Here is a 22,353-nt window from a genome sequence, read left to right as displayed (position 1 = left end):
ATGACGGGGCGGGGGCCGATTGGCAAGGATCAAACGTCACGGGGTTGTCGTCCGCCGTGTTCGGACGTTAGCGTGTAACGCCGGCCGCCCGACGAGGGGGCCCGATCCGGGGACTGTGGGTCGGCGCGTACAGGGGACTATCGCATGAAGAGACTGATCTGCCTCGCGGCCATGGCCGCGATGCTGGGCGCGCCCGTGGCGTCCGTCGCTCAGGAGAGCGGCTCGAACAGCAGCAGCAATAACGGCGGGGGCGCGGCCATGCGCTCGTCCGTCGACCGTTTCCGCAACGCCAACGCCGAGGCGATCGAGAAGGACTGGGCTCGCGCGCCCGTCGACGAGGCCGAGGTGACGACCGCCCATTCGGTCAATGCTCATGGAAAAAGCCTGCGGTATCATGCGACTGCGGGCACCCTGACCATCCGCGACGACGCGGGCATGCCGACCGCCAGCCTGTTCTACACCGCCTATACGCTGGACGGTCAGCCGGTCGGGACGCGGCCGGTGACCTATCTTTACAACGGCGGGCCGGGCTCGCCGACCGTCTGGCTGCACATGGGCTCGTTCGGACCCAAGCGGATTCTGACCGACGAGCCGACCGTGGTGCGGCCCGCGCCCTTCGCCTTCGGTCCCAATGACATGACCCTGCTGGACCAGACGGATCTGGTCTTCATCGACATGGTGGGCGCCGGCTTCTCGCGGCCTTTGGGCGAGACGCCGGGCTCGACCTTCTGGGGCGTGGACGGCGACGCCGACGCCTTCGCCCGCGCCATCATGCGCTACACGACCAAGTTCGACCGCTGGACCAGCCCGAAATACATCATCGGCGAATCCTACGGCACCCTGCGCACCGGCGCCGTGGCCTTCCAGCTGGAAGACCGGGGCATGGCCCTGAACGGGGTGGTGCTGCTGTCGTCGATCATGAACTACGGCGTGCGCCAGCCGGGCTATCCGCAGAATTTCGTCACCCTGCTGCCGACCTATGCGGCGACCGCCTGGTATCACCGCAAGCTGGCCAATCCGGCCGCGACGGTCGAGGAACAGGTGCAGCGGGCGCGCGACTTCGCGCTCGGCCCCTACGCCTCGGCCCTGGCCAAGGGCCATATGATCTCGGACGCCGAACGGGCCGAGATCGGGCGGCAGATGAGCGAGCTGATCGGCCTGTCGCCGACCTTCATCGACAACGCCAATCTGCGTGTCGACCTGAGCAGCTTCCGCAAGGAACTGCTGCGCGACCGGCGCCAGACCATCGGCCGTCTGGACATGCGTTATCTGGGCATGGACGCCGACGCCTCGGGCGACTCTCCGGAAGAGGATCCGTCCAGCTCGGCCGTGACGGGCGTCTATTTCGGCGTCTTCCGCGATTATGTGGCCAATGAGCTGAACTATCGCACCGACGTCGAATACCGGATGTCGGCGCGGGGCCTGCCGGGCTTCAACTGGAACTGGAGCCACCGACCGCCGGTGGGCGGGCCGCAGACCACGCCGAACACGGCGGTCGATCTGGCCACGGCGATGCGGCGCAATCCGTATCTGAAGGTGCTGTCGCTGAACGGCTATTACGACGCCGCTACCCCCTTCTTCTCGACCGAGTTCGACCTGGCCCAGATGATGCTGGAGCCCGCGCTGCGCTCGAACCTGGAGTTCACCTACTATGAGGGCGGGCACATGATGTACACGAGCCACGACGCCTTGGTGAAGCTGCACGCTGACCTGTCGCGCTTCTACGCCGAGACGGCCAACGGCGGGGTCCGCTGACCCCCTAGGTCATGTTGAAACGGAAAGGGCCGGAGGCGGCGACGCCTCCGGCCCTTTTTCGTTAGGGACGGGGTCTTCAAAATGCGCCGGGCGCGCCGGGGAAGACCACGGGGCTCTCGTAGCCGTCGGCCGAGATGGCCGAGACACCGAAGAACCAGTCGTCGATGACGATATTGGGCAGGACCAGGGTGGTGGCGTCCGCCGGCGCGGCGCGGCTGTAGGTCCATTGCGGGGCGGTGGTCGACCGCCACCAGACGCGATAGCCGACGGCGCCGGGCACGGTCGCCCAGGTGACGGTGGTGTCCGGCTTGACCGCCCCGGCGATGGCCACCTCGGTCGGCGCAGCCGGGGCCGAGGCCAGGGCCGCCATGGAGACGATGTTCAGCCGCGCGACCTGGCCCAGATAGGCGAAGTCCACGCCGTCGAGGGTGTCGCCGTAATGGACGCCGTCCTCGACGCGCAGATCCTGGTGCTGGCGGTCGTAGTTCTCGGCGCCCTCGCTGATGCGGACGGCGGGGAAGCCGGCCTTCAGCATCTCGACCTGGTCGCCGCCGCGGCCGTAGCGGTCGGTGCGATAGATCATCTCGACGTCGAAATTAGCCAGATAGCGGTCCGCGATTCCGTCGACGAAACGGGCCAGATTGCGCGACGAGGAATCGACCTCGCCGCCGTTGTAGCGGCGGCGTTCGGCCTGTTCCGGGGTCTCGACCGTCTTGGTGCCTTCCGAGAAGACGCGGACGCGGGTGGTGTCGCGCACCCCGTTCTGGCCCTCGGAATTGCCGACGATGTCGTTGTTCAGATTGGCCTCGACCTTCCAGCCCTGAGCGGTGGCGTAGTCGGCCAGGATCTTGCCGCCCAGCAGGCCCTGCTCCTCGCCCGACAGGACGGCGTAGACCAAGGTGGCCGGGAACTTGTGCTTGGACAGGATGCGGGCCGCCTCCAGCACCGCCGCCACGCCCGAGGCGTCGTCGTTGGCGCCCGGCGCGTCGGAGGTGAAGTCCATCACGTCGGTGACGCGGCTGTCGATATGGCCGGAGATGACGATGACCCGGTCGGGATCGGTCGTGCCGCGCTGGATCGCCAGGACGTTGACGACTTCGGTTGGGTTCGGCACGCGGCGCCCGGTCACGGTGTCGGCGGGCAGGGCGATGGTCAGGCAGCCGCCGCAGTCGGCGCCGATGGCGCGGAACTGGCGTTCGGTCCAGCGGCGGGCGGCGCCGATGCCGCGCGTCTCGGACTGAGTCTCCGACAGGGTGTGGCGGGTGCCGAAGCCGACCAGGGCCTCGATATCGGCCCGCATCCGGTCCGGCTGGACCTCGGCGGCGACGCCGTGCAGCAGCGGCTGTTCGACAGCGGCCGGCGTCTGCGCCTGCGCCGCCCCCGTCGTCAGGGCCAGGGAAAGGGCGGCGACGGAGGCGAGCAGGGCGGTCTTCATGGGATCAGGCGGCTTCCAGTTGTCCGCAGACGAAGGCGACTTCGCCGGCATTGAGCAGGGCGGCGAGAACGGGTTCGGCGTTCTCGGGCGAGACGATCAGAATGAAGCCCACGCCGCAGTTGAAGGTGCGGCGCATCTCGTGGTCGCTGACGCCGCCGGTCTCGGCCAGCCACTGGAAGACGGCGGGCATCGGCCAGCTGTCCCAGTCGAACGCGGCCTGCAGGCCCTCGGCGATACAGCGCGGCGGGTTTTCGATCAGGCCGCCGCCGGTGATGTGGGCCGCGCCCTTGACCAGGCCCGCCTTCATCAGCGGCAGGACCGGCTTCACATAGATGCGGGTCGGCTCCATCAGGGCCTGGGCCAGGGAGCGGTCCTTGGCGAAGGGGGCGTCGTCGCCCCAGGCCAGGCCCGACTTCTCGACCACCTTGCGGACCAGCGAATAGCCGTTCGAGTGCGGGCCGGTCGAGGCCAGGCCGATGATGACGTCGCCGGCGGCCTGACGGTCCAGATAGGGCAGGGCGTGGCCGCGCTCGACGGCGCCCAGGCTGAAGCCGGCCAGGTCGTAGTCGCCTTCGGTGTACATGCCCGGCATTTCGGCGGTCTCGCCCCCGACCAGGGCGGCGCCGGCCTGGCGGCAGCCCTCGGCGATGCCGGCGACGACGCGGCGGGCGGCGTCGATCTCCAGACGGCCGGTGGCGTAATAGTCGAGAAACAGCAGGGGCTCGGCGCCCTGGGCCAGCAGGTCGTTGACGCACATGGCCACCAGATCGACGCCGACGCCGTCATGACGGCCGGTCTCGATGGCGATCTTCAGCTTGGTGCCGACGCCGTCCGTGGTGGTGACGATCAGCGGATCCTCGAAACCGGCGGCCTTCAGGTCGAACAGGGCGCCGAATCCGCCCAGCGAGGGCTCCGATCCGGGGCGGGCCGTCGACTTGGCCAGGGGCTTGATGTGTTCGACCAGCATCTCGCCCGCGTCGATGTCCACGCCCGCGTCGGCGTAGGTCAGGCCGTTTTCGAGGGGCTTTTGGGTGTCGCTCATGGTTCTTGGGCCTGGAATCGGGGCGGAAATGCAGCGCGGCTCTTGCCACAGGTGGGTTCCGGGGGGCTATAGCACCTGAATGACGCCGATCACCACCAATGAGGCGCTGGCCGAGTTTTGCGCCCGCGTATCCTCCGCGCCCTTCATCACGGTCGACACCGAGTTCATGCGCGAGACGACCTACTGGCCCAGGCTGTGCCTGATCCAGGCGGCCTCCGCCGAACACGCCGCCATCATCGACCCGATGGCGGACGGCCTGGACCTGGAGCCCTTCCTGGCCCTGTTGCGCGACGAGAAGATCGTGAAGGTCTTCCACGCCTGCCGCCAGGACGTCGAGATCTTCGTGCGCCTGGGCGCCATGCCCAAGCCGATGTTCGACACCCAGGTCGCCGCCATGGCCGCCGGCTTCGGCGAACAGGTGGCCTATGATTCGCTGGTGCGGCAGATGCTGCGCATCGAACTGGATAAGGGCAGCCGCTTCACCGACTGGGCCCGCCGCCCGCTGTCGGACAGCCAGCTGGTCTATGCCCTGGGCGACGTGACCCATCTGGCGGCCCTTTATCCCAAGCTGCGCGATCGGTTGAAGAAGGAAGGCCGTCTGGAGTGGGTGACGGGCGAGATGGAGGATCTGGTCGATCCGGCCCTCTACGACACCAATCCGGAGAACGCCTGGAAACGGCTGAAGCCCAAGAAGTTCTCTGCCAAATATTTGGCGGCCTTCAAGGCCGTGGCCGTCTGGCGCGAGCGCGCGGCCCAGGAACGCGACCAGCCGCGCGGCCGTATCCTCAAGGACGAGGGCATCGACGAGATCGCCCAGCAGACCCCGACCGACCCCGACGCCTTCAACCGTCTGCGGTCGGTGCCCAAGGGCTTCGGCGGTTCGCGCCTGGGCCTGGAACTGGCCGAGGAACTGAAGCGGGTTCTGGCCGATCCCGAGGCCCATGCGCCCGAGATGGAACGCCCCGCCCACCGCCAGCCGGCCCCGCCCTCGGTGGTGGAACTGCTGAAGGTGCTGCTGAAGGCCAAGAGCGACAACGCCGGCGTGGCCTCCAAGCTGATCGCCACGGTGGCCGATCTGGAGAAGATCGCCGTCAGCGACGACGCCGATGTGGACGCGATGAAGGGCTGGCGCCGCCAGATCTTCGGCGAGGACGCCCTGAAGCTGAAGCGCGGCGAGATCGCCCTGGTGTTGAGTGGGTCGCGGGTCGAGGTCGTCGAGATCGAGGGCTAGGGCGCGGAACTTAAAACGTCTCCTCCCTATCTGCGATGGGGAGGAGACTATGTGGCCGCCGGCGGTTCCCACAGTTCGATCGGATTGCCTTCCGGGTCGTGGATGCGGGCGAAGCGGCCGATCTCGGGCGTGGCGTCCCAGTCGTCCTTGGTGATCACTTCGATTCCAGCCGCCTTCAGCGAAGCCAGCAGGTTGTCCAGCCCGTCGACGCGCAGGTTCAGCATCCAGCGCTTGTCCTCGGCGAAATAGTCGGTCGTCTCCTTGAAGGGGGCGAAGACGGTCGGACCCGCCTGCTGGTCCCACAGGAACTGCCCCGCGGGCGCGCCGACGCCGAGGTGTTCCAGATACCAGGCCGCGAGGGCCTCGGTGTCCTTGGCTCGGAAGAAGAAGCCGCCGATTCCGGTCACGGGCATGGGTATTCCTTTCGTTCGACGAACAGGCTGAACCTTGTTCGTCGAACTGTCTAGATCGACAGACCCAGTCCCATGGCTTCGGCCAGGGCCTTGGCGCGCTTCTTCGTCTGGTCGCCCAGCAGCACGTCGGCATAGCCGTCCGTCGCGGTCAGCTTCAGGTCGCCGCCCTTCACCGTGGCCGTGGCGTTGGCCAGAAGTTGGGGCGATCGGCCCGAAAGGTCGCAGGCCAGGCGGATGGCGAGCCCCAGGGCGCGGGCGCGCCGGGCGGCGTTCTCGTCCAGCAGGCGGGCGATGATTTCCGGCTGGGGCGTGGCCGAGCCGCCGCCGTAGCGGGCGTTCATCACGGCGGCCAGGAAGGCGCGTTCGGCGTGGCTGACCCCGGCGACCGGCGCGCGCAAGACCTGGTCGAACACAAGCTCCAGCCGATGGTCGGGATGCAGCCGGGCGCCCAGGTCGGCCAGGCGACAGGCGGCGGCGGTCAGGACGGTGTCGCGAGCCTCACCGAAGGCCTTGGGCAGGGCGGCGATGATATCTGACATCCAGCCGTTCAGGGCGCCGGGCAGGGCCGGGTCGATCCCCTGGCGGCCGCCCAGGGCGGCGCAACCGGCCAGCAGCGGGTCGGCGGTGCGGGTCTCCTCGTCCAGGGTGTCGAACAGCAGGCCCTCGCGCACGCCCCAGGCGGACATCTCGATCCGCTTCAGGTTCAGGTGCTTGATCAGGCCTTCGAGCACCAGGCCGGCGTAGGGCAGGGTCTCGGCGCGCTTCTTGGACACGCCGGGCAACTTCGTCAGGCTGGCGGTCGACTGCTGGGCGACCAGGCGGGCGGTCTCCAGGGCTTCGTCGGCGGACAGGACATATTGGTGGACGACCCGCAACGGATAGGATTTCAGCGCCATATGCACCTGGGCCAGGGTGCGCCAGGCGCCGCCGACGGCGTAGAGCCGGTCGGTCTGGAACCGGTCGGCGATCGGTTTCAATCGCTGGTCGATGCGGGTCTTGATGCGGTCGGCGTCGAAACCCTTGCCCTCCGCCAGGGCGAAGGGACCCAGCGGCAAGGTCAGGCCGTGCTGTACGCCCTCGCCATTGAGGCGCGTCAGCTCCAGGCTGGCGCCGCCCATGTCGGCCGAGACCCCGTGGGCGTCCGGGGCGCCGGCCAGCACCCCCATGGCCGCGTACTTCGCCTCTTCCTCGCCCGACAGGACGCGGATCTGAAGACCCGTCTCGGCGGCGACACGCTGGCAGAAGTCCGGCCCGTCCTGCGCCTCGCGCACGGCGGCGGTGGCGGCGATCAGCGTGGTGTCGGGTCGGACGCCCTCTAGCACGGCGGCGAAGCGGCGCAGGGCCGTCATGGCCATGACCACGCCCTCGGGCGACAGCTTGCCGGTCGTCGGCAGGTCGCGGCCCAGGCCCGCCAGGACCTTCTCGTTGAACACGGTCCAGATGGCCCGGCCTTCCAGCCGGTAGAGCACCAGACGGACCGAGTTGGAGCCGATGTCGATGGCCGCGATGTCGCGCCCGGTAAGACCCAGATCGGCCATCAGCGGCCGGGGCGCTCATAGCGGAGCGTGGCGGGCAGGGTCTTCACCTTGCGCCCGCGGCCCGACAGGCTGGGATTGGTCATGAAGTATTTGTGCGCCGAGAAGGGCCGTTCCGGATCGGCGGGGGTGACGCGCGTGTAGCGGCCCTCGGCGTCCAGCACCCAGCTCTGGGCGTCGTCCTTCAGATTGGCGACCATGATCTGGTCCAGCACCTGGTCGTGGACCGTGGCGTTGCGGATCGGGGTCATCAGCTCGACCCGGCGGTCCAGATTGCGCGTCATCCAGTCGGCCGAGGAGATGAAGACCTTGGCCTTGTCGTGCGGCAGGTCCTTCCCGTTGGCGAAACAGACGATGCGGCTGTGCTCCAGGAAACGGCCGACTATCGACTTGACCCGGATGTTCTCGGACAGGCCGGTCACGCCGGGGCGCAGGCAGCAGATGCCGCGCACCACCAGGTCGATCCGCACGCCCCACTGGCTGGCGCGGTACAGGGCGTCGATGATCTCTGGATCGACCAGCGAGTTCAGCTTGACCCAGATGGCGGCGGGCTTGCCCATGGCGGCGGCCGACATCTCCTTGCCGATCAGCTCGATCAGGGTCGACTTCATGTTCAGCGGCGAGACCACCAGGGCCTCCAGCTCGTCGGGAGTGGCGTAGCCGGTGATATAGTTGAACACCCGACTGGCGTCGCGGCCCAGGACCGGATCGCAGCTGAACAGCGACAGGTCGGTGTAAACCTTGGCCGTGACCGGGTGATAATTGCCGGTGCCGAAGTGGCAGTAGGTCTTCAGCCCGTCGCCTTCGCGCCGGACGACGACGCTCAGCTTGGCGTGGGTCTTGTACTCGACGAAGCCGAAGACGACGTGGACGCCGGCCCGCTCCATCGCCCGCGCCCAGCGCAGATTGGCCTCCTCGTCGAACCGGGCCTTCAGCTCGACCAGGGCGGTGACGTTCTTGCCGTTCTCGGCCGCCTCGATCAGGGCGGCGACGATGGGGCTGTCCTTGGAGGTGCGGTAGAGTGTCTGTTTGATCGCCAGGACGTTGGGATCGCGGGCGGCCTGACGCAGGAACTGGACCACCACGTCGAAACTCTCGAACGGATGGTGGATCAGCATGTCCTTCTCGCGGATGGCGGCGAAGACGTCGCCGCCGTTGTCGCGCACGCGTTCGGGATAGCGGGGCTCATAGCCCTTGAACTTCAGGTCCGGGTGGCCGCCGGGGATCAGATCCGACAACTGGGCCAGGCCCAGCATGCCGTCGACCAGAACCACGTCCTGGGGGGCGGCCTCCAGTTCGCCGACGATGAAATCGCGCAGGTCGGCAGGCATGGAGGCCTCGATCTTGACCCGGACGACCGAGCCCAGGCGACGCTGTTTCAACGCCTCCTCGAACTCCAGCACCAGGTCCTCGGCCTCTTCCTCGATCTCGATGTCGCTGTCGCGGATCAGGCGCAGCACGCCTTTTTCCTGAACCTCGCACCCCGGAAACAGGTGGTCGATGAACAGCAACAGCACGTTTTCCAGCGTGATGAACCGCTTGCGACCAGGCGCGGAACGGCCGTCGGTCGGCAGCTCCCAGAAGCGCCGCACCTGGGTCGGCACCGGCACCAGGGCGTAGAAGGTCTTGGCCTCGCCCTTGCGCTTCAGCTTCAGCGCCAGCGAGAAACCCAGATTGGGCAGGAAGGGGAAGGGGTGGGCCGGGTCGATGGCCAGAGGCGTCAGAATGGCGAACAGCTGGTTCAGGAACTCGGGTTCCAGCCGGTCCTTCTCCGTCTTGGTGATGCGCTGACGATCGACGACCTCGATCCCGGCGCCGACCAGTTCCTTCTTCAGCTGGCGCCAGCGGACCTGCTGTTCGGCCATCAGTTCGCCGGCCGAGATGTTGATCCGTTCCAGCTGTTCCGCCGGGGTCAGGCCATCGGCCGACAGAACCCGCACCCGCTCGCGCAACTGGCCCTTCAGGCCGGCGACGCGGGTCATGAAGAATTCGTCGAGGTTGTTGGCCGAGATCGAGACGAACCGTAGCCGCTCCAGCAGGGGGTGGTTCGGATTGGCGGCCTCTTCCAGCACGCGCTCATTGAAGGCCAGCCACGAGATTTCGCGGTTGAAGAACCGCGTCGGCGAAGCAATCAGCTCCTCGTTCAGCGCAAGCTGGGGGGCGCGTGAGGCGGGAACTTCCTCGCCCCGGGTGGCGTCGTGGATCGCGGCGTCGGTCATGCGCCGGTTCTCGCCCGCGACTGTGACGGCCGCAAGCGGGTGCGTACATTTTCGTGATGCGGGGATCGTTCCGCCAGGGCTTATGGTCACGCTCTGCTCGTTGTCGAGACGCTGCTGATCGGGGGATCGTGATGGTGTTCGTGCTTGGGGGGCTGATTGTCGGTCTGGCGGTCGCCGCGATCGGCTGGGACTTGGCCGGACAGCCGATGCCGCGACGACTATATCGCCGGTTGATGCGGCGACGCGGCCATAGACGCCACCATCCGCGCGTCTGATCCGGAAGGTCGGGACGACCGCGCGGCCGTGCGGCCGTCCCGAGGTTTCCGCGCCCTTACTGAACGACCGAGTTCGGCGCGGCGCCGGCCGGGCAATCGCCCAGGCGGGTGGCGTCGACGCTCATCTTCATCTCGCCCATGCCGGCGGGCACGTTCGCGCCGGTGGTCTTGGTGGTGATGTCGATCTTGTAGGCGGTTCGCATGTCGCCGGCGACCTTGCCGTCCGAGGTCACGGTCATGCCTTGGGCCTCGCACACCGAATGGAATTCGGCGCCGCCGGGCGCGGACTTGACCGTGTTCTCGCTGCAGGACACGCCGGGCTGCGGGGTGTTGAAGGGGTTGGCGCCCGGCGCAGTTTCGCCGACGCAAATCTTGACCGTCATCGGTTGCGGCATCTGGGCGCCCGAGACGGTCTGCTGCCACAGGCCCGGTTGCGGGGCGGTCATGGCGGCGGTCTCGGCGGCGGCCGGAGCCGCGGTATCGCCGTTCGCGGCGGTCTTCGTGTCTTCCGAGTTGGAACAGGCCGCGAGCATGGCGACGGCGGATGTCAGGACGAGTTGAACACGCATTTTGGACGTTTCCCTTGGCTGGAGCGCAGCGCCGCTCCGCTTGCCCAACGACAAGGCCAGGCTGTGCGTTCAAAATCGTCGCGCGATTTCGTGTGCGGGCTTCGCTCCGGAGGGATGGCGACTGGGGCGGCCTAGCCGTCGACCTCGAGCGCGGCGTGCATCTCGTCCAGAGCCTGGCGGGCCAGGACGCGGGTGACCGGCCGGTGCAGGGCGTCCAGCCGTTCGACCACAGCGGCGGCCGTGTCGGCGGATCGGTCAAGGCGGCGCACCAGATAGTCGATCACCTCCTCGGACGGAGTGATGCTGCGTTCCGCGAACCGGGCGCGCAGTATGGCCGACAGGACGGCGTCGTCCGGCGCCTCGATCGCCACGGCGCGCAGGGCGTCCAGACGTGAACGCAGGTCGGGCAGAGATACGGACCAGCAACGTGGTGCGGACCGCGACACCAGCAGCAGGGCGCCGCCGCCGGCGTTGGCCAGGTTGATCAGGTGGAACAGGCTTTCGTCATCCGCGTCGGGCGCGCGGTCCAGCAGGACCGGGCGGCCCTCGAGCTCCAGCGGATCGACAAGGGCGGCCTCCACGCCGTTCAGCGGCACGGCGCCGACCCGTTCGGCCCAGTCGGCGGCGAGGCGGCTCTTGCCCGACCCGGCGGGCCCGTGCAGCGCCAGCACCGAGCCGGCGCCGTCCGGCCAGCGGGCCAGGACGCGCACGGCCTCCGCGTTGCTGTCCGACGTGACGAAGGCCTCGCCCACGAGGGCGCGCTCCAGCGGCAGACGCAGCTGTTCGGCGGTCGGTCGGATCAGGGCGCTCTGCGCGGGCATGAGGCCCTCATAGCAGAGGCGAGGGTTAACCGCGTCGGGCCGACCCTGTTGGTAGCGGGGAGGGAAGTCCCGCCCTGTGGATGAAATCAGGCGAATTCGGCCAGGGCGGGGTTCAGCTTGCCCGCCTTGAACTCGGTGACCTTGTAGTCGGCCAGGCCGTGGACCTGGAACGGGTCGGCTTTCAGCAGGGCCTCCAGCTCTTCCTTCGTGCCGCCGCTACGCACGATCAGGATGCCGCCGGTGCGCGGGACCATTGGACCGGCGGCGATGATCAGACCGCTGGCGACATGCAGGTCCAGCCAGGCGCGGTGTTCGGCGGTCTTCTCCTCGATGGCCTCGATGGGCTGAGTGTAGGTGATGGTGACGACGAACATGGGGCGGCCTTTTTGAGTTTGGTCCGTCGGATATCGCGTGTCGGGTCGGGCTTTGCAACGCCCGAAACCTTGACTTTCGGGGGCGATGATGCGCCCTACGCCGCTTCCGATTTCGCCGCGCGCGCGGCCCAGTCCAGACGATTCTCATGCACGCCTACCGCTCCCATACCTGCGGCGCCCTGCGCGCCTCCGACGCCGGTTCCGCCGTCCGCCTGTCCGGCTGGGTGCACCGCAAGCGCGATCACGGCGGGCTGCTGTTCATCGACCTGCGCGACCACTACGGCCTGACCCAGCTGGTGCTTCACCCGGAGACCCCGGGCTTCGCCGCTGTCGAACGTCTGCGCGCCGAAAGCGTGATCAAGGTCGACGGCGAGGTCGTGGCCCGTGACGCCTCGGTGGTGAACCCCAACCTGCCGACCGGCGAGATCGAAGTCCGTGTCCAGGGCGTCGAGGTCCTGTCGGAAGCCGCCGAACTGCCGATGCCGGTCTTCGGCGAGCAGGAGTATCCGGAGGACATTCGTCTGGCGAACCGCTTCCTCGATCTGCGCCGCGAGCGTCTGCACAAGAACATCGTGCTGCGTTCGAAGGTCATCTCCTCGATCCGCCAGCGCATGGTCGGTCAAGGCTTCCTCGAATATCAGACCCCGATCCTGACGGCCTCGTCGCCGGAAGGGGCGCGCGACTTCCTGGTGCCGTCGCGTCTGCACCCCGGCAAGTTCTACGCCCTGCCGCAGGCGCCGCAGCAGTTCAAGCAGTTGCTGATGGTCTCGGGCTTTGATCGCTATTTCCAGATCGCGCCCTGCTTCCGCGATGAGGACCTGCGCGCCGACCGTTCGCTGGAATTCTACCAGCTCGACGTCGAGATGAGCTTCGTCACCCAGGAAGACGTCTTCGCCGCCATCGAGCCGCTGATGCACGGCGTGTTCGAGGAGTTCGGCGAGGGCAAGCCGGTCTCGTCCATCGACGGCGCCCATGTCTTCACCAACGACTTCGGCGAGACCTTCGAGCACAAGGGCTTCGAGCGCCTGACCTACGCCCAGTCGATGGCCTGGTACGGTTCGGACAAGCCGGACCTGCGCAACCCGATCAAGATGCAGGTCGTCTCCGACCACTTCCGCGACGGCGGCTTCGGCCTGTTCGCCAAGATCCTGGGCGCGGACGCCAAGAACGCCGTCTGGTCCATCCCGGCGCCGACCGGCGGCTCGCGCGCCTTCTGCGACCGCATGAACTCCTGGGCGCAGGGCGAAGGCCAGCCGGGACTGGGCTATATCTTCTGGTCGGACGACCAGGGCGCCTGGGGCGGCCCGATCGCCAAGAACCTGGGGCAGGAGCCGACCGAGGCCCTGATGTCGTCGCTGGGCCTGGGCCAGGGCGACGCCGCCTTCTTCACCGCCGGCGACCCGGCCGTCTTCGCCAAGTTCGCCGGCCTGGCCCGCACCCGCGTCGGCACGGAGCTGAAGCTGGTCGACGAGGACCAGTTCAAATTCTGCTGGATCGTCGACTTCCCGATGTTCGAATGGTCCGAGGAAGAGAAGAAGGTCGACTTCTCGCACAACCCCTTCTCGATGCCGCAGGGCGGTCTGGAGGCCCTGGAGAGCCAGGATCCGCTGACCATCCGCGCCTATCAGTACGACATCGTCTGCAACGGCTACGAGCTGTGCTCCGGCGCGATCCGGAACCACAAGGCCGAGATCATGCTGAAGGCCTTCGAGATCGCCGGCTACGACGCCTCGGTGGTCGAGGAACAGTTCGGCGGCATGCTGAACGCCTTCCGCTTCGGCGCCCCGCCGCACGGCGGTCTGGCCCCCGGCATCGACCGGATCGTCATGCTGCTGGCCGGCGAGACGGCCATCCGCGAGGTCATCGCCTTCCCGCTGAACCAGCAGGGCGAGGATCTGCTGATGAACGCCCCGACCGAGGCCGAGGAGCGTCAGCTGAAGGACGTCCACATCCGCACCGCCGTTCCGATCAAGGTTTGATGGGCAAGGTCTGATCGGAGCAGCAGCGCCGAAACGAAGAAGGGGACGCCTCGGCGTCCCCTTTTTGCTGCTCAGTTCTCGGCGACCGAGATGAAGTTCCGCACCCGGGGCGGGACGGGCGGCGCCGGGGGCGCGGGCGGGGTGCGGATCACCCGGATGGTCCCGCGACAGGCCTGGGCCGTCAGCCGGCCGGGCAGGCGGGTCGAGCCGTCGCCGCAGGCCTCGCTGATCTGATCCTGGGTCAGGCCGCGCGCGCCGGACAGATCGGCGCCGCGAATGTCGGTGCGACGCAGCGAGGCGTCGGAGAAGTCGGCGCGGCTGAAGGTTCCGCCGGTCAGGCGAGCGCTGTCCAGACTGGCGTCGCGGAAGCTGGCCCCGGAGAAATCGCCGCCCGACAGGTTGGAGGCGTTGATCTCGGCGTTCGAGAAGTTGGCGCCCGGGGCATGGACGTTCGCCAGGGTGGCCCCGAACAGTTCGCTGCTGGAAAAGTCCGCGCCGGCCAGGGTCGCGCCGTTGAAGTTGACTCCGTGCAACTCCGCGCTGGACAGGTTGGTCCGCGACAGATTGGCCCGGACGAAGGACGAGCCCTGGGCCTCGGCCCCGGTCAGGACCGCGCCGGTGAAGTTGGCCGAGGTGAAGTTGGCGCCGACGATCTCGACGCCCGACAGATTGGCGCGGCTGAAGTCGCTGCCGGAGAAGTTGGAGCCGACCATCTCGGCGCCGCGCAGATTGGCGCCGACCAGGGTGGCGTTCATGAAGCTGGCGCCGGTGAAGGTCGCGCCCGACAGGTTGCGGCCCGACAGTTCGCAGCGGTTGCAGGACCCGCCCAGCGACACCGACCGGGACACGTCGCGGTCCTGAACGGTCATCTCGACTCCGGCCAGGGCCGGAGTGGCGAGGAGAATTCCCGCCGCCGCAACCAGGGCGGTCTTCAGAGAGAATGGTGTATGGCGAGCGATCTGTTTCACGCAGTCTGAATGCCCCGAAACGCCCGTGGGGCCTACTTAAATCGAGGTAACTTCATGAACTTGTCGCAAGGTAACCGGGATCAGCAGGCCCGGATACGTAGTCCCCCGGACAGGATCGTCGAGCCGTCGCCGCAGGCCTGGGCCAGCTGTCCCGTGCTCAGTCCGGTCGCCCGCGACAGGTCGGCGCCGGAGAAGTTGACCCCCGACAGATTGGCGCGCGAGAAGTTGGCGCCGCGCAGATAGGCGCCGACGAAACTGGCGTTGGTCAGATTGGCGCCCGAGAAGTTCGACCCCGACAGGACGGCGCCATAGGCCTCGACGTCGCGCATGTCGGTGTTGGAAAGCCGCGTGCGGTTCATGACGCTGAGGCTGAGGTCCGCCTGGCGCAGGCGCGCGCCTGACAGGTTCAGTCCGTCGCGCTCCAGTCCCGAGAAGTCGCCCTGGAACAGGTTGCAGCCGGAGCATGAGGCGCCGCGTTTCACGCTGGCGATCTGGCTCGCGTTCTGGGCCAGAGCGGGCGTGGCGGCCGTCAGCAGGGCGGCGGCGGTGAGAACAAGGGCGGTCAGACGGGACATGGGGTCGCTCCGGCGAAGGCGTCGCATCGGCACAGCCTAGAGCCTAGCCGTTAACTTAGCCCTGATCGCCGCCCTGCATGGCCGGAGCCGCCCCGCAGGTGTCGCAGACCCAGGCGGCCCCCCGCTGCTGCAGGCTGAAGTCGCCGCAGGAAGGGCAGGCGACCGCCTCGGTGTTGGCGACGACCTTGGGCTCCGGCTCGGCCTTCTTGCCGAAGGGCAGGACCACCAGATTGTCGGGGGCGGATCCCCGCGCGAACCCCTTGGAGATGAAGCGGGCGGCGGGCACGGCCTCGCCCTCGTCGTGCTTCCCGTCGCCCAGATCGTCGGGATTGGGATGTTCGGCGTCGGCGTTGGCCAGTTCGGCGCGGTCCAGATAGGACACGCCCAGTTCGCGGAAGATGTAGTCGAGGATCGAGGTCGCCGACTTGATCGAGTCATTGCCGGTGACGCGGCCCGCCGGCTCGAACCGGGTGAAGACGAAGGCGTCCACGAACTCATCCAGCGGCACGCCGTATTGCAGGCCGATGGAGATGGCGATGGCGAAATTGTTCATGAGACTGCGGAAGGCGGCGCCTTCCTTGTGCATGTCGATGAAGATCTCGCCGAGCTCGCCGTCTTCGTATTCGCCGGTGTGGATATAGACCTTGTGGCCGCCGACGGCCGCCTTCTGGATATAGCCCTTGCGACGGTCGGGCAGTTTGCGGCGCGCGCGCTGGCGCTCGACCACCCGCTCCACGACACGTTCAGTCGGCGGGGCCGCGACGGGGGTGGGGCGGGGCGCCTCGAAGCGCGGCGCGGGTTCAGCCGTCGGCAGGGTCAGCAGCGGACCGGACGGCGGAGCGGCGCGACATAGGCGAACGGCGCGGCGCCCTTCTGCGGCGACCTGGCTCAGGCGGCGGGCGGCCTGGGCGGTCGTGGCGCGCCAGTCCAGCATCTCCATCGCCGTATCGGCCGAGTCGCTGAAGGGCTCGATCATGCGGCGCAACCCGGCCTCGACACCGGTCGGATCGGCCAGCAGGGCGGAAACCGTTTCGGGCGCATCGCCCCAACCGCTCAGGTCGCCATGGCCGAACACCCATAAGGCTGCGGCGGCCTCGGCTTCCTCCGGCACGCCCAGCAGGTTCAGCAGAGGGCCGTCTCCGTCCTCCAGGCCCAGGACGTCGCGGATGAAGCCGGGGTCGAGCACCGGCGCGGCGAAGACGGCGTCGAACCCGTCGGCCCAGGCCAAGGCTTGCTCGACGGCGGCCAGTTCGATGTCGGTGAAACCGAGGGCGCGCAGGGCGGCATGATCGACTCCGGGCGCCTCGACCAGGGTTCGGCGCCCGAACAGGTGGCGTTCGGCGGCCTCGAGGTCTCCGTCGGCCCGAGCCAGGGCGGTCGCCAGAGCGGGAGCGAGGCGGCGACCGATCTCGCCGTCGGCGGTCTGGAAGATATCGACCGCAGAGGCCGAGCCCAGGCCCAGTCGGAGCCGGGCGTCGACGTCATCGACGAACAGGCCGATGGCGGCGTGACGACGCGGGGCGGGCTTGCCGGTCGTTCGGGCCGCGACGGCGGCCAGAGGGTCGGTATTGGCTTTCAGCCGCGCCAGCCGCGCCCTGTGCGCGTCGGCGGCCTCGCTCTTTACGCCGTCCCATTCGACGCAGGGGCCGCGCAGGCGCGCCAGTTCGACCGAGGTCTCGGCCGCCGTGGTCGCCACGAGACCCGCGACGGCCTCGGCGCGGACCGCCAGGTCGCCGCCTGACAGGGCCAGGGCGGTAAGAAGCCCGTCGAGCCCCAGGGCGATCGAGGATTCGCCGGCGGTCTGCAGATCCAGGGCCACGGCCCACAGCCGGACAAGGTCCGGCAGGACCTCCAGATCGGCGGAAAGACCCGCGACGGCGCCGAGGTTCAGCATGGCGCGGCCGGCGGCGGGTTCGGCCATTATGTCGGCGTCGCGGGGGTGGAAGGTCAGGATCAGGCCGCCGTCCAGCATGGCTTCTGCGGCCAGCAGGGCCTCGGGCGCGCCGGCGGCGACCTGGGTCCGGTTCGCCAGGGCGATCAGGGGCGCGCCTTCTTGGAACGGGCGCAGGGCCAGGGTCGGGCGTTCGCCGTCAATGGCGCGCAGGATGTCCGCATCGGTCGCGCCGCGACGGCGGGCGGTGGCGGCGACCCGGCCGAGGGCTGGATTGCGCGAGGGGTCGCCGCAGTCGCCGCGTGGTCCCTCGCACCGGTCCACGGCGTCGGCGACGGCGCACAGGGCGTCAGCCAGGGTCTCGGCCGACTGGAGCGCCAGGCGCGCGGTGGCGCGATCAGCCCGATGCTCGGCCAACCGGATCGCGGCGGCGGGATCGGACAGGTCGACGATTTCGGCGGGCTGTGCGGCGGCCCGCCCCACGGGCGCGGCCAGTCCCAGAAGGATCGTGGCCGCCAGTTCGGCGGCGAAGGCGGCGGCCTCCGCCCGGTCGGCGAAGACGCCGGCGCTCAGGCCCCTGGCGGCCAGACCGTCGGCCCAGGCGTCGACGCCGCCGTTCAGCCAGTCGCCGGTGAGAAGCGGGGCGGGGACCTGCGATTCGCTCCAGTCCAGCCAGGCCTCGATCTGCGGGTCGGACCATCCGGCCGGCGCCAGAACGTCCTGGACCGTGTCGGCGCGCTCGACGGCGCGGATCTCCATCGCGACCTTTTCGGCGCGGGCGACGAAGCCGGATTGAAAGCGCATGGACGGCGTCTCCCCGAATGCTGTCGACTACATTAGGGCCTGATGGGGCGATGCGCCACTAGATGTGGTAGTTATCAACGGCTGAATCCCTTTGTGGGATTTTCCGACGGCTTGGTCCGTACCCAGCCGAAAACCTCGTGGTCGCTGCAAAATCGCCGCCGCGAGAGCGGCTGGAAATCGACACAAAGCGACATTGTGCCGCTTGCGACTGACATTACTCCTGTGTCATGTAACCGATTACATTATTTAATCGACGGACCTTCGATAAGTGGGCCGGCACGATGACGCTCAGTGAGGAAACGGATTGGACATCGCCGCGCCATCTGCCGCGAACGGACGTGTGCTGGCCGCCAAGGCCGCCACGATCCGCGATGTCGCGGAGCGCGCCCAGGTGTCCGTGGCCTCGGTGTCCCGTGTGCTGAACGGCTCCGACGCCATTACCGAAACCACCCGCCAGCGGGTGCTGGACGCCGTCGAACACCTCCGATACGTGCCCCACGTCGGCGCCCGCAGCCTGTCGACCAGCCGCACCGACACCATCGGCGTCATCCTGCCCGACCTGTTCGGCGAGTTCTTTTCCGAACTGATCCGCGGCATGGATCTGGCCGCCCGCGCCCACGGCAAGCATCTGATCGTTTCCAGTTCGCACGGCGACACCGAGGAGACCCTGGCGGCCCTGCGTTCGATGCGCGGACGGGTGGACGGGATGATCGTCCTGTCGCCCCACGTACGCGCCGCCAATCTGGCCGCCGACGTCGCGGGCCGCACGCCGGTGGTGCTGATGAACGGCGGCGTGGATGAGACCGGGCGGCCTTCCATTTCCATCGACAACCACGGCGGCGCCGTGACGGCCGTCGAACATCTGATCGCTACCGGCCGGCGCCGCATCGCCCACATCCGGGGCGCACAAGGCAATCTGGAGGCGGAAGTCCGCGCCGAGGGCTACGCCAGCGCCCTGGTCGATCAGGATCCGATCATTGTGCAGGGCGACTTCTCCCAGGCCTCGGGCCATCGCGCGGCGACCGCGCTGCTGGCGCTGACCGAGCGGCCCGACGCCGTCTTCGCCGCCAACGACATGATGGCCGTCGGCGCCCTGCTGGCCTTCCAGGAAGCCGGCGTGCGCTGCCCCGAGGACATCGCCGTGGTCGGGTTCGACGACGTGCCGATCGCCGCCCTGATGCGGCCCGCGCTGACGACGCTGAGAGTGAATATCGCGGAAATGGGCCGCAGGGGCGTCGAACGCCTCATCGGCCTGGCCCGGACCGGCTCAGGCGCCGACCCGGACACCGCTTGCGAAATCGTTCGACCGCTCCTGGTCGCGCGACAATCCACCGCGGCGGCTTCAACCGCCGGGTTGAACCCCGATTGAACAGCAGCGTTGCCGTTGTGGATCGGGCCCATCAGGAGGGGAAACCAGGATGATCAAGTTCAATACGCGTAGCGCGGCCCTTGCGGCCGTATCGGCCTTCGCCATCACGACCGCCATCGCGGGGACGGCGACGGCGCAGGTCGCGACCTCGACTATTCGCGGCAGCGTCACCGATGGAACCCAGGTCGAGGCCGGGGCCACGGTCGTCGCCCGCGACGTCAATTCGGGCTTCACCAACCGCGCCACCGTCAATGCTCAGGGCGGCTACACCCTGTCCGGCCTGCGGCCTGGCACCTATGAGGTGACCGTGACCACCGCCGATGGCGACACCGCCAGCGACACGGTCTCGATAGGCGTGGGCCAGGTGGGCAGCCTCGACCTGACCGTCGGCGCGCCGACGGAAGCGGCTGCCGGTGGAGAAAGCACGGCGGAACTGGGCGACGTGGTCGTCGTCGGCCGCCGTCTGGCCGAGGTGCGCACCCCTGAGAACGCCACCAACGTCACCACCCAGCAGATCCAGACGCTGCCGCAGATCAACCGCAACTTCCTGAACTTCGCTGCATTGGCGCCGGGGGTGCGGCTGTCACAGTCCGAGACAGAGCAGACGATCACAGCCGGCGGTCAGCGCGCGGAATCGGTCAACGCCTTCATCGACGGCGCCAGCCTGAAATCCAACGTCATCGGCGGCGGCATCGCCGGGCAGGATGACAGTCGGGGTAACCCGTTCCCGCAGGCGGCGGTGCAGGAGTTCCGCGTCGTCAGCCAGAACTTCAAGGCCGAGTACGAACAGGCTTCGTCCGCCATCATCACCGCCGTCACCCGGTCCGGCACCAACGAATTCCACGGCGAGATCTTCGGCACCTATCGCGACCAGAGCATGGTGACCCAGGACATCTTCTCGGAGCGTCGGGGCGACGAGAAACCGAATCTCGAGGTCAAGCAATATGGCGCCGCCTTGGGCGGGCCGATCATTCAGGATCGGCTGCACTTCTTCGGCTCCTACGAGCGCAAGGAAGAAACACGCGCCGCCGCCGTGAACCTCGGCCGCCAGGACCCTGTCTATGTCGCCCAGTTCGGAGACTATATCGGCACCTTTGGCACGCCGTTTGAGGAAGACCTCTATTTCGGCAAATTGAGCTTCCAGCCAGCCGAAGGCCACCTGATCGACCTCAGCGTCACTTACCGTGATGAGGCTGACGTGACGGGCGTCGGCGGCGCCAATACGGTCGACAGGGCCTCCGGCCTGCAACAAACCACAAAGAGCGCCAACCTGCGCTACCAGTGGCAGGGGCAGGGCTTCCTGAACGAGTTCGCGGTCGACTATCGCAACTACAATTACAATCCGACGGCCGTGAATTTCGACCAGGCCGGCGCCAGCTATCGGATCTTTGAGAACGGCTACGAGCCCTTCGGCGGCGTGGCGATCGCCAATCTGGGCGGAGCCAATACGCGTCAGGACATCACCGACGAGGCCCTGACGGTCCGCAACGACCTGACCTTCACCGACATTGAGTTCCGTGGCTTCCACACCATCAAGATGGGGGTCAAATTCTCGAACCAGAACTATACGGTCGACAAGGAGTTCGGGCGCAATCCGCAGTTCTTCTATGACCTAAACGGCGGGGCCAGCGGCGACGCCGACATCCCCTATCGGGTTGAACTGGGCAACGAATTCCCGACTGTCGACCTGACCAACAAGGTCTATGGCCTGTACATCCAGGACGACTGGCAGATCACCGACAAGCTGGAACTGAACCTCGGCCTGCGTTGGGATTACGAGGATAACGCCAGCAACGCCGACTATGTGACGCCTCAGTCGGTCATCGACGGGCTCAACCAGTGGATCGCCTCGACCGACGGCGGCAAGCCGGCCGGCTATGCGCCCAGTTGGTTCAACATCGATGACTATATCGCAGACGGCGATCGCGAGCCTTTCAAGGACGCTTTCCAGCCGCGTATCGGCTTCTCCTATGACGTCTTCGGCGACCGCTCGACGGTACTGTTCGGCGGCGCCGGCCGCTACTATGACCGCGTACAGTTCAACTTCGCCTTCGACGAGATCGCCAAGCCGTTCGACTTCACCCAGAACGTCTTCTTCTCCACGACCGGCGGTGCGCCGGGCGTGGTGGACGGGGGACCTAACAATCCGTTCCTGTGGGATCCGGCCTATTTGACCACCGCCGGACTGGACGCCCTGCTCGAGAACGTGCCGGCGCGAGGCCAGGCCTTCCTGCTGAAGAATGATTTCGAACCGCCGCGCACCGATCAGTTCAACCTCGGCGTCCGCCAGCGCCTCGGCGCCTGGCAGACCGAATTCACCCTCGCCTACGGCAAGACCGAGAACGAGTTCACCTGGCAAGCCCTGACGCGATGCCGCGAGCCGAGCTACGGCAACGACGGGAACGGGTTCGGCGACAACGGCGGCAACTGTGCCCCCAGCGGCTCCAATCCCTATTCGAACTATCTGGTGTCCGACCATAACAAGGAGCGCGAGTTCACCGCCCTCTACGTCAAGCTGGACAAGGGCTACACGCGGGATTCGGGCTGGGGTCTGAATATCGCCTACACCTTATCCAAGTCCGAACAGAATGGCGGCAACGACAACTTCTGCTTCGACTGTTTCTCGGTTGAGGATTCCCCCAAGCGGTCTTCCGCCGACGACGAACGTCACCGTATCGTGGCCAACGGCATCGTGGACCTGCCATTCGATTTCCAGCTGTCCGGCATCCTGACGCTAGGCTCCGGAACGCCCTACAATGTCTTCGACGGCACGGGCTCGACCTTCTACTTCCGTCCCTATGCCGGCCGTCCGGACAAGGAGAACTTCTTCATCCCGAACGCCTTCGCCTATCGCAATCTCGACCTGCGTCTGACGAAGAATTTCGCGATCACCGAAGGCAGCGAGATCCAGTTGTTCGTGGATGCGATCAACATTTTCGATTTCAAGAACTACAGCGGCTACGAGGGTTCGGCGACTTCGCCCAACTTCGGGAACCCCAGCACCGTGCTGTTCCCGACCCGGACCTTCCAGTTCGGCGCCCGCTACTCCTTCTGAAGACCTGAGCCTGGGCCGTCTCTCGCTTGTGCGGGAGACGGCC

Annotated in this window: 16 protein-coding genes; 5 read left to right on the top strand and 11 right to left on the bottom strand. The window is 67.6% G+C overall.

Features of this window, described 5'->3' with window-relative positions; all coding sequences use genetic code 11:
- Positions 1 to 144 precede the first annotated feature (144 nt).
- Positions 145 to 1,755 (top strand): S10 family peptidase, encoded by a 1,611-nt coding sequence (locus ACIQ1T_RS07800; RefSeq protein ID WP_395943969.1) that lies wholly within the window; start codon positions 145 to 147, stop codon positions 1,753 to 1,755.
- Between the two features lie 76 nt (positions 1,756 to 1,831).
- On the opposite strand, the gene ACIQ1T_RS07795 is transcribed toward ACIQ1T_RS07800, so the two are convergent.
- On the bottom strand, positions 1,832 to 3,190 hold the full coding sequence (locus ACIQ1T_RS07795; protein WP_395943968.1) for a M20/M25/M40 family metallo-hydrolase: 1,359 nt from the start codon (positions 3,188 to 3,190) through the stop codon (positions 1,832 to 1,834).
- A gap of 4 nt (positions 3,191 to 3,194) precedes the next feature.
- The gene (gene purM, locus ACIQ1T_RS07790) at positions 3,195 to 4,232 is read right to left on the bottom strand and encodes a phosphoribosylformylglycinamidine cyclo-ligase (RefSeq protein WP_395943967.1); all 1,038 of its coding nucleotides are present in this window, start codon (positions 4,230 to 4,232) and stop codon (positions 3,195 to 3,197) included.
- A gap of 79 nt (positions 4,233 to 4,311) precedes the next feature.
- On the opposite strand from purM, the gene rnd reads away from it, so the two are divergent.
- Positions 4,312 to 5,463 (top strand): ribonuclease D, encoded by a 1,152-nt coding sequence (gene rnd / locus ACIQ1T_RS07785; protein WP_395943966.1) that lies wholly within the window; start codon positions 4,312 to 4,314, stop codon positions 5,461 to 5,463.
- A 47-nt stretch (positions 5,464 to 5,510) separates the two neighbouring features.
- Here rnd and ACIQ1T_RS07780 read toward each other — a convergent pair whose 3' ends face one another.
- From ACIQ1T_RS07780 to ACIQ1T_RS07755, 6 genes are all read right to left on the bottom strand, one after another.
- Complete coding sequence (locus ACIQ1T_RS07780) at positions 5,511 to 5,876, bottom strand: VOC family protein (RefSeq protein WP_395943965.1); 366 nt, start codon at positions 5,874 to 5,876, stop codon at positions 5,511 to 5,513.
- A 50-nt stretch (positions 5,877 to 5,926) separates the two neighbouring features.
- Positions 5,927 to 7,414 carry a Ppx/GppA family phosphatase gene (locus ACIQ1T_RS07775; RefSeq protein ID WP_395943964.1) on the bottom strand — a complete coding sequence of 496 codons (1,488 nt, stop codon included), beginning with the start codon at positions 7,412 to 7,414 and terminating at the stop codon, positions 5,927 to 5,929.
- Positions 7,414 to 9,630 (bottom strand): RNA degradosome polyphosphate kinase, encoded by a 2,217-nt coding sequence (locus ACIQ1T_RS07770; RefSeq protein WP_395943963.1) that lies wholly within the window; start codon positions 9,628 to 9,630, stop codon positions 7,414 to 7,416. Before ACIQ1T_RS07770 ends, ACIQ1T_RS07775 begins: the two co-directional genes overlap by 1 nt.
- A 331-nt stretch (positions 9,631 to 9,961) precedes the next feature.
- The gene (locus tag ACIQ1T_RS07765; RefSeq protein WP_395943962.1) at positions 9,962 to 10,474 is read right to left on the bottom strand and encodes a DUF3617 domain-containing protein; all 513 of its coding nucleotides are present in this window, start codon (positions 10,472 to 10,474) and stop codon (positions 9,962 to 9,964) included.
- A 131-nt stretch (positions 10,475 to 10,605) separates the two neighbouring features.
- A complete protein-coding gene (locus tag ACIQ1T_RS07760) occupies positions 10,606 to 11,295 on the bottom strand; it encodes a chromosomal replication initiator DnaA (protein ID WP_395943961.1) in 690 nt (229 codons plus the stop codon).
- A gap of 86 nt (positions 11,296 to 11,381) precedes the next feature.
- Positions 11,382 to 11,669, bottom strand: a complete 288-nt coding sequence (locus tag ACIQ1T_RS07755; RefSeq protein ID WP_395943960.1) for a YciI family protein — start codon at positions 11,667 to 11,669, stop codon at positions 11,382 to 11,384.
- 146 nt (positions 11,670 to 11,815) lie between these two features.
- Here ACIQ1T_RS07755 and aspS point away from each other — a divergent pair, with 146 nt between their 5' ends.
- Entirely contained in the window at positions 11,816 to 13,648 is a 1,833-nt protein-coding gene (aspS, locus tag ACIQ1T_RS07750) for an aspartate--tRNA ligase (protein WP_395943959.1), read from the top strand.
- A gap of 71 nt (positions 13,649 to 13,719) precedes the next feature.
- On the opposite strand, the gene ACIQ1T_RS07745 is transcribed toward aspS, so the two are convergent.
- The 3 genes from ACIQ1T_RS07745 to ACIQ1T_RS07735 form a co-directional block, all read right to left on the bottom strand.
- Positions 13,720 to 14,616: a pentapeptide repeat-containing protein gene (locus tag ACIQ1T_RS07745; RefSeq protein WP_395943958.1), complete on the bottom strand. Its 897-nt coding sequence runs from the start codon at positions 14,614 to 14,616 to the stop codon at positions 13,720 to 13,722.
- 80 nt (positions 14,617 to 14,696) lie between these two features.
- Complete coding sequence (locus tag ACIQ1T_RS07740) at positions 14,697 to 15,191, bottom strand: pentapeptide repeat-containing protein (protein WP_395943957.1); 495 nt, start codon at positions 15,189 to 15,191, stop codon at positions 14,697 to 14,699.
- A gap of 55 nt (positions 15,192 to 15,246) precedes the next feature.
- Positions 15,247 to 17,886, bottom strand: a complete 2,640-nt coding sequence (locus tag ACIQ1T_RS07735) for a TSCPD domain-containing protein (protein WP_395943956.1) — start codon at positions 17,884 to 17,886, stop codon at positions 15,247 to 15,249.
- A 304-nt stretch (positions 17,887 to 18,190) separates the two neighbouring features.
- Between ACIQ1T_RS07735 and ACIQ1T_RS07730 the strand changes: the two genes are divergently transcribed.
- A complete protein-coding gene (locus ACIQ1T_RS07730; protein ID WP_395943955.1) occupies positions 18,191 to 19,255 on the top strand; it encodes a LacI family DNA-binding transcriptional regulator in 1,065 nt (354 codons plus the stop codon).
- A gap of 49 nt (positions 19,256 to 19,304) precedes the next feature.
- The gene (locus ACIQ1T_RS07725) at positions 19,305 to 22,310 is read left to right on the top strand and encodes a TonB-dependent receptor domain-containing protein (protein WP_395943954.1); all 3,006 of its coding nucleotides are present in this window, start codon (positions 19,305 to 19,307) and stop codon (positions 22,308 to 22,310) included.
- The last annotated feature ends 43 nt before the right edge of the window (positions 22,311 to 22,353 follow it).

Origin of the sequence: Brevundimonas sp. (assembly GCF_044336875.1) — a bacterium.
Classification (GTDB): Bacteria; Pseudomonadota; Alphaproteobacteria; order Caulobacterales; family Caulobacteraceae; genus Brevundimonas.
This window is presented reverse-complemented; position numbering and strand designations above follow the sequence as displayed.

Excerpts from the sequence above, each read along its gene's own strand:
- purM (WP_395943967.1), bottom strand. The coding sequence starts at position 4,232 with ATGAGCGACACCCAAAAGCCCCTCGAAAACGGCCTGACCTACGCCGAC.
- ACIQ1T_RS07740 (WP_395943957.1), bottom strand. The coding sequence starts at position 15,191 with ATGTCCCGTCTGACCGCCCTTGTTCTCACCGCCGCCGCCCTGCTGACG.
- ACIQ1T_RS07765 (WP_395943962.1), bottom strand. The coding sequence starts at position 10,474 with ATGCGTGTTCAACTCGTCCTGACATCCGCCGTCGCCATGCTCGCGGCC.
- ACIQ1T_RS07800 (WP_395943969.1), top strand. The coding sequence starts at position 145 with ATGAAGAGACTGATCTGCCTCGCGGCCATGGCCGCGATGCTGGGCGCG.
- aspS (WP_395943959.1), top strand. The coding sequence starts at position 11,816 with ATGCACGCCTACCGCTCCCATACCTGCGGCGCCCTGCGCGCCTCCGAC.
- ACIQ1T_RS07735 (WP_395943956.1), bottom strand. The coding sequence starts at position 17,886 with ATGCGCTTTCAATCCGGCTTCGTCGCCCGCGCCGAAAAGGTCGCGATG.
- ACIQ1T_RS07725 (WP_395943954.1), top strand. The coding sequence starts at position 19,305 with ATGATCAAGTTCAATACGCGTAGCGCGGCCCTTGCGGCCGTATCGGCC.
- ACIQ1T_RS07755 (WP_395943960.1), bottom strand. The coding sequence starts at position 11,669 with ATGTTCGTCGTCACCATCACCTACACTCAGCCCATCGAGGCCATCGAG.
- ACIQ1T_RS07795 (WP_395943968.1), bottom strand. The coding sequence starts at position 3,190 with ATGAAGACCGCCCTGCTCGCCTCCGTCGCCGCCCTTTCCCTGGCCCTG.
- ACIQ1T_RS07775 (WP_395943964.1), bottom strand. The coding sequence starts at position 7,414 with ATGGCCGATCTGGGTCTTACCGGGCGCGACATCGCGGCCATCGACATC.
- ACIQ1T_RS07760 (WP_395943961.1), bottom strand. The coding sequence starts at position 11,295 with ATGCCCGCGCAGAGCGCCCTGATCCGACCGACCGCCGAACAGCTGCGT.
- ACIQ1T_RS07770 (WP_395943963.1), bottom strand. The coding sequence starts at position 9,630 with ATGACCGACGCCGCGATCCACGACGCCACCCGGGGCGAGGAAGTTCCC.
- rnd (WP_395943966.1), top strand. The coding sequence starts at position 4,312 with ATGACGCCGATCACCACCAATGAGGCGCTGGCCGAGTTTTGCGCCCGC.
- ACIQ1T_RS07780 (WP_395943965.1), bottom strand. The coding sequence starts at position 5,876 with ATGCCCGTGACCGGAATCGGCGGCTTCTTCTTCCGAGCCAAGGACACC.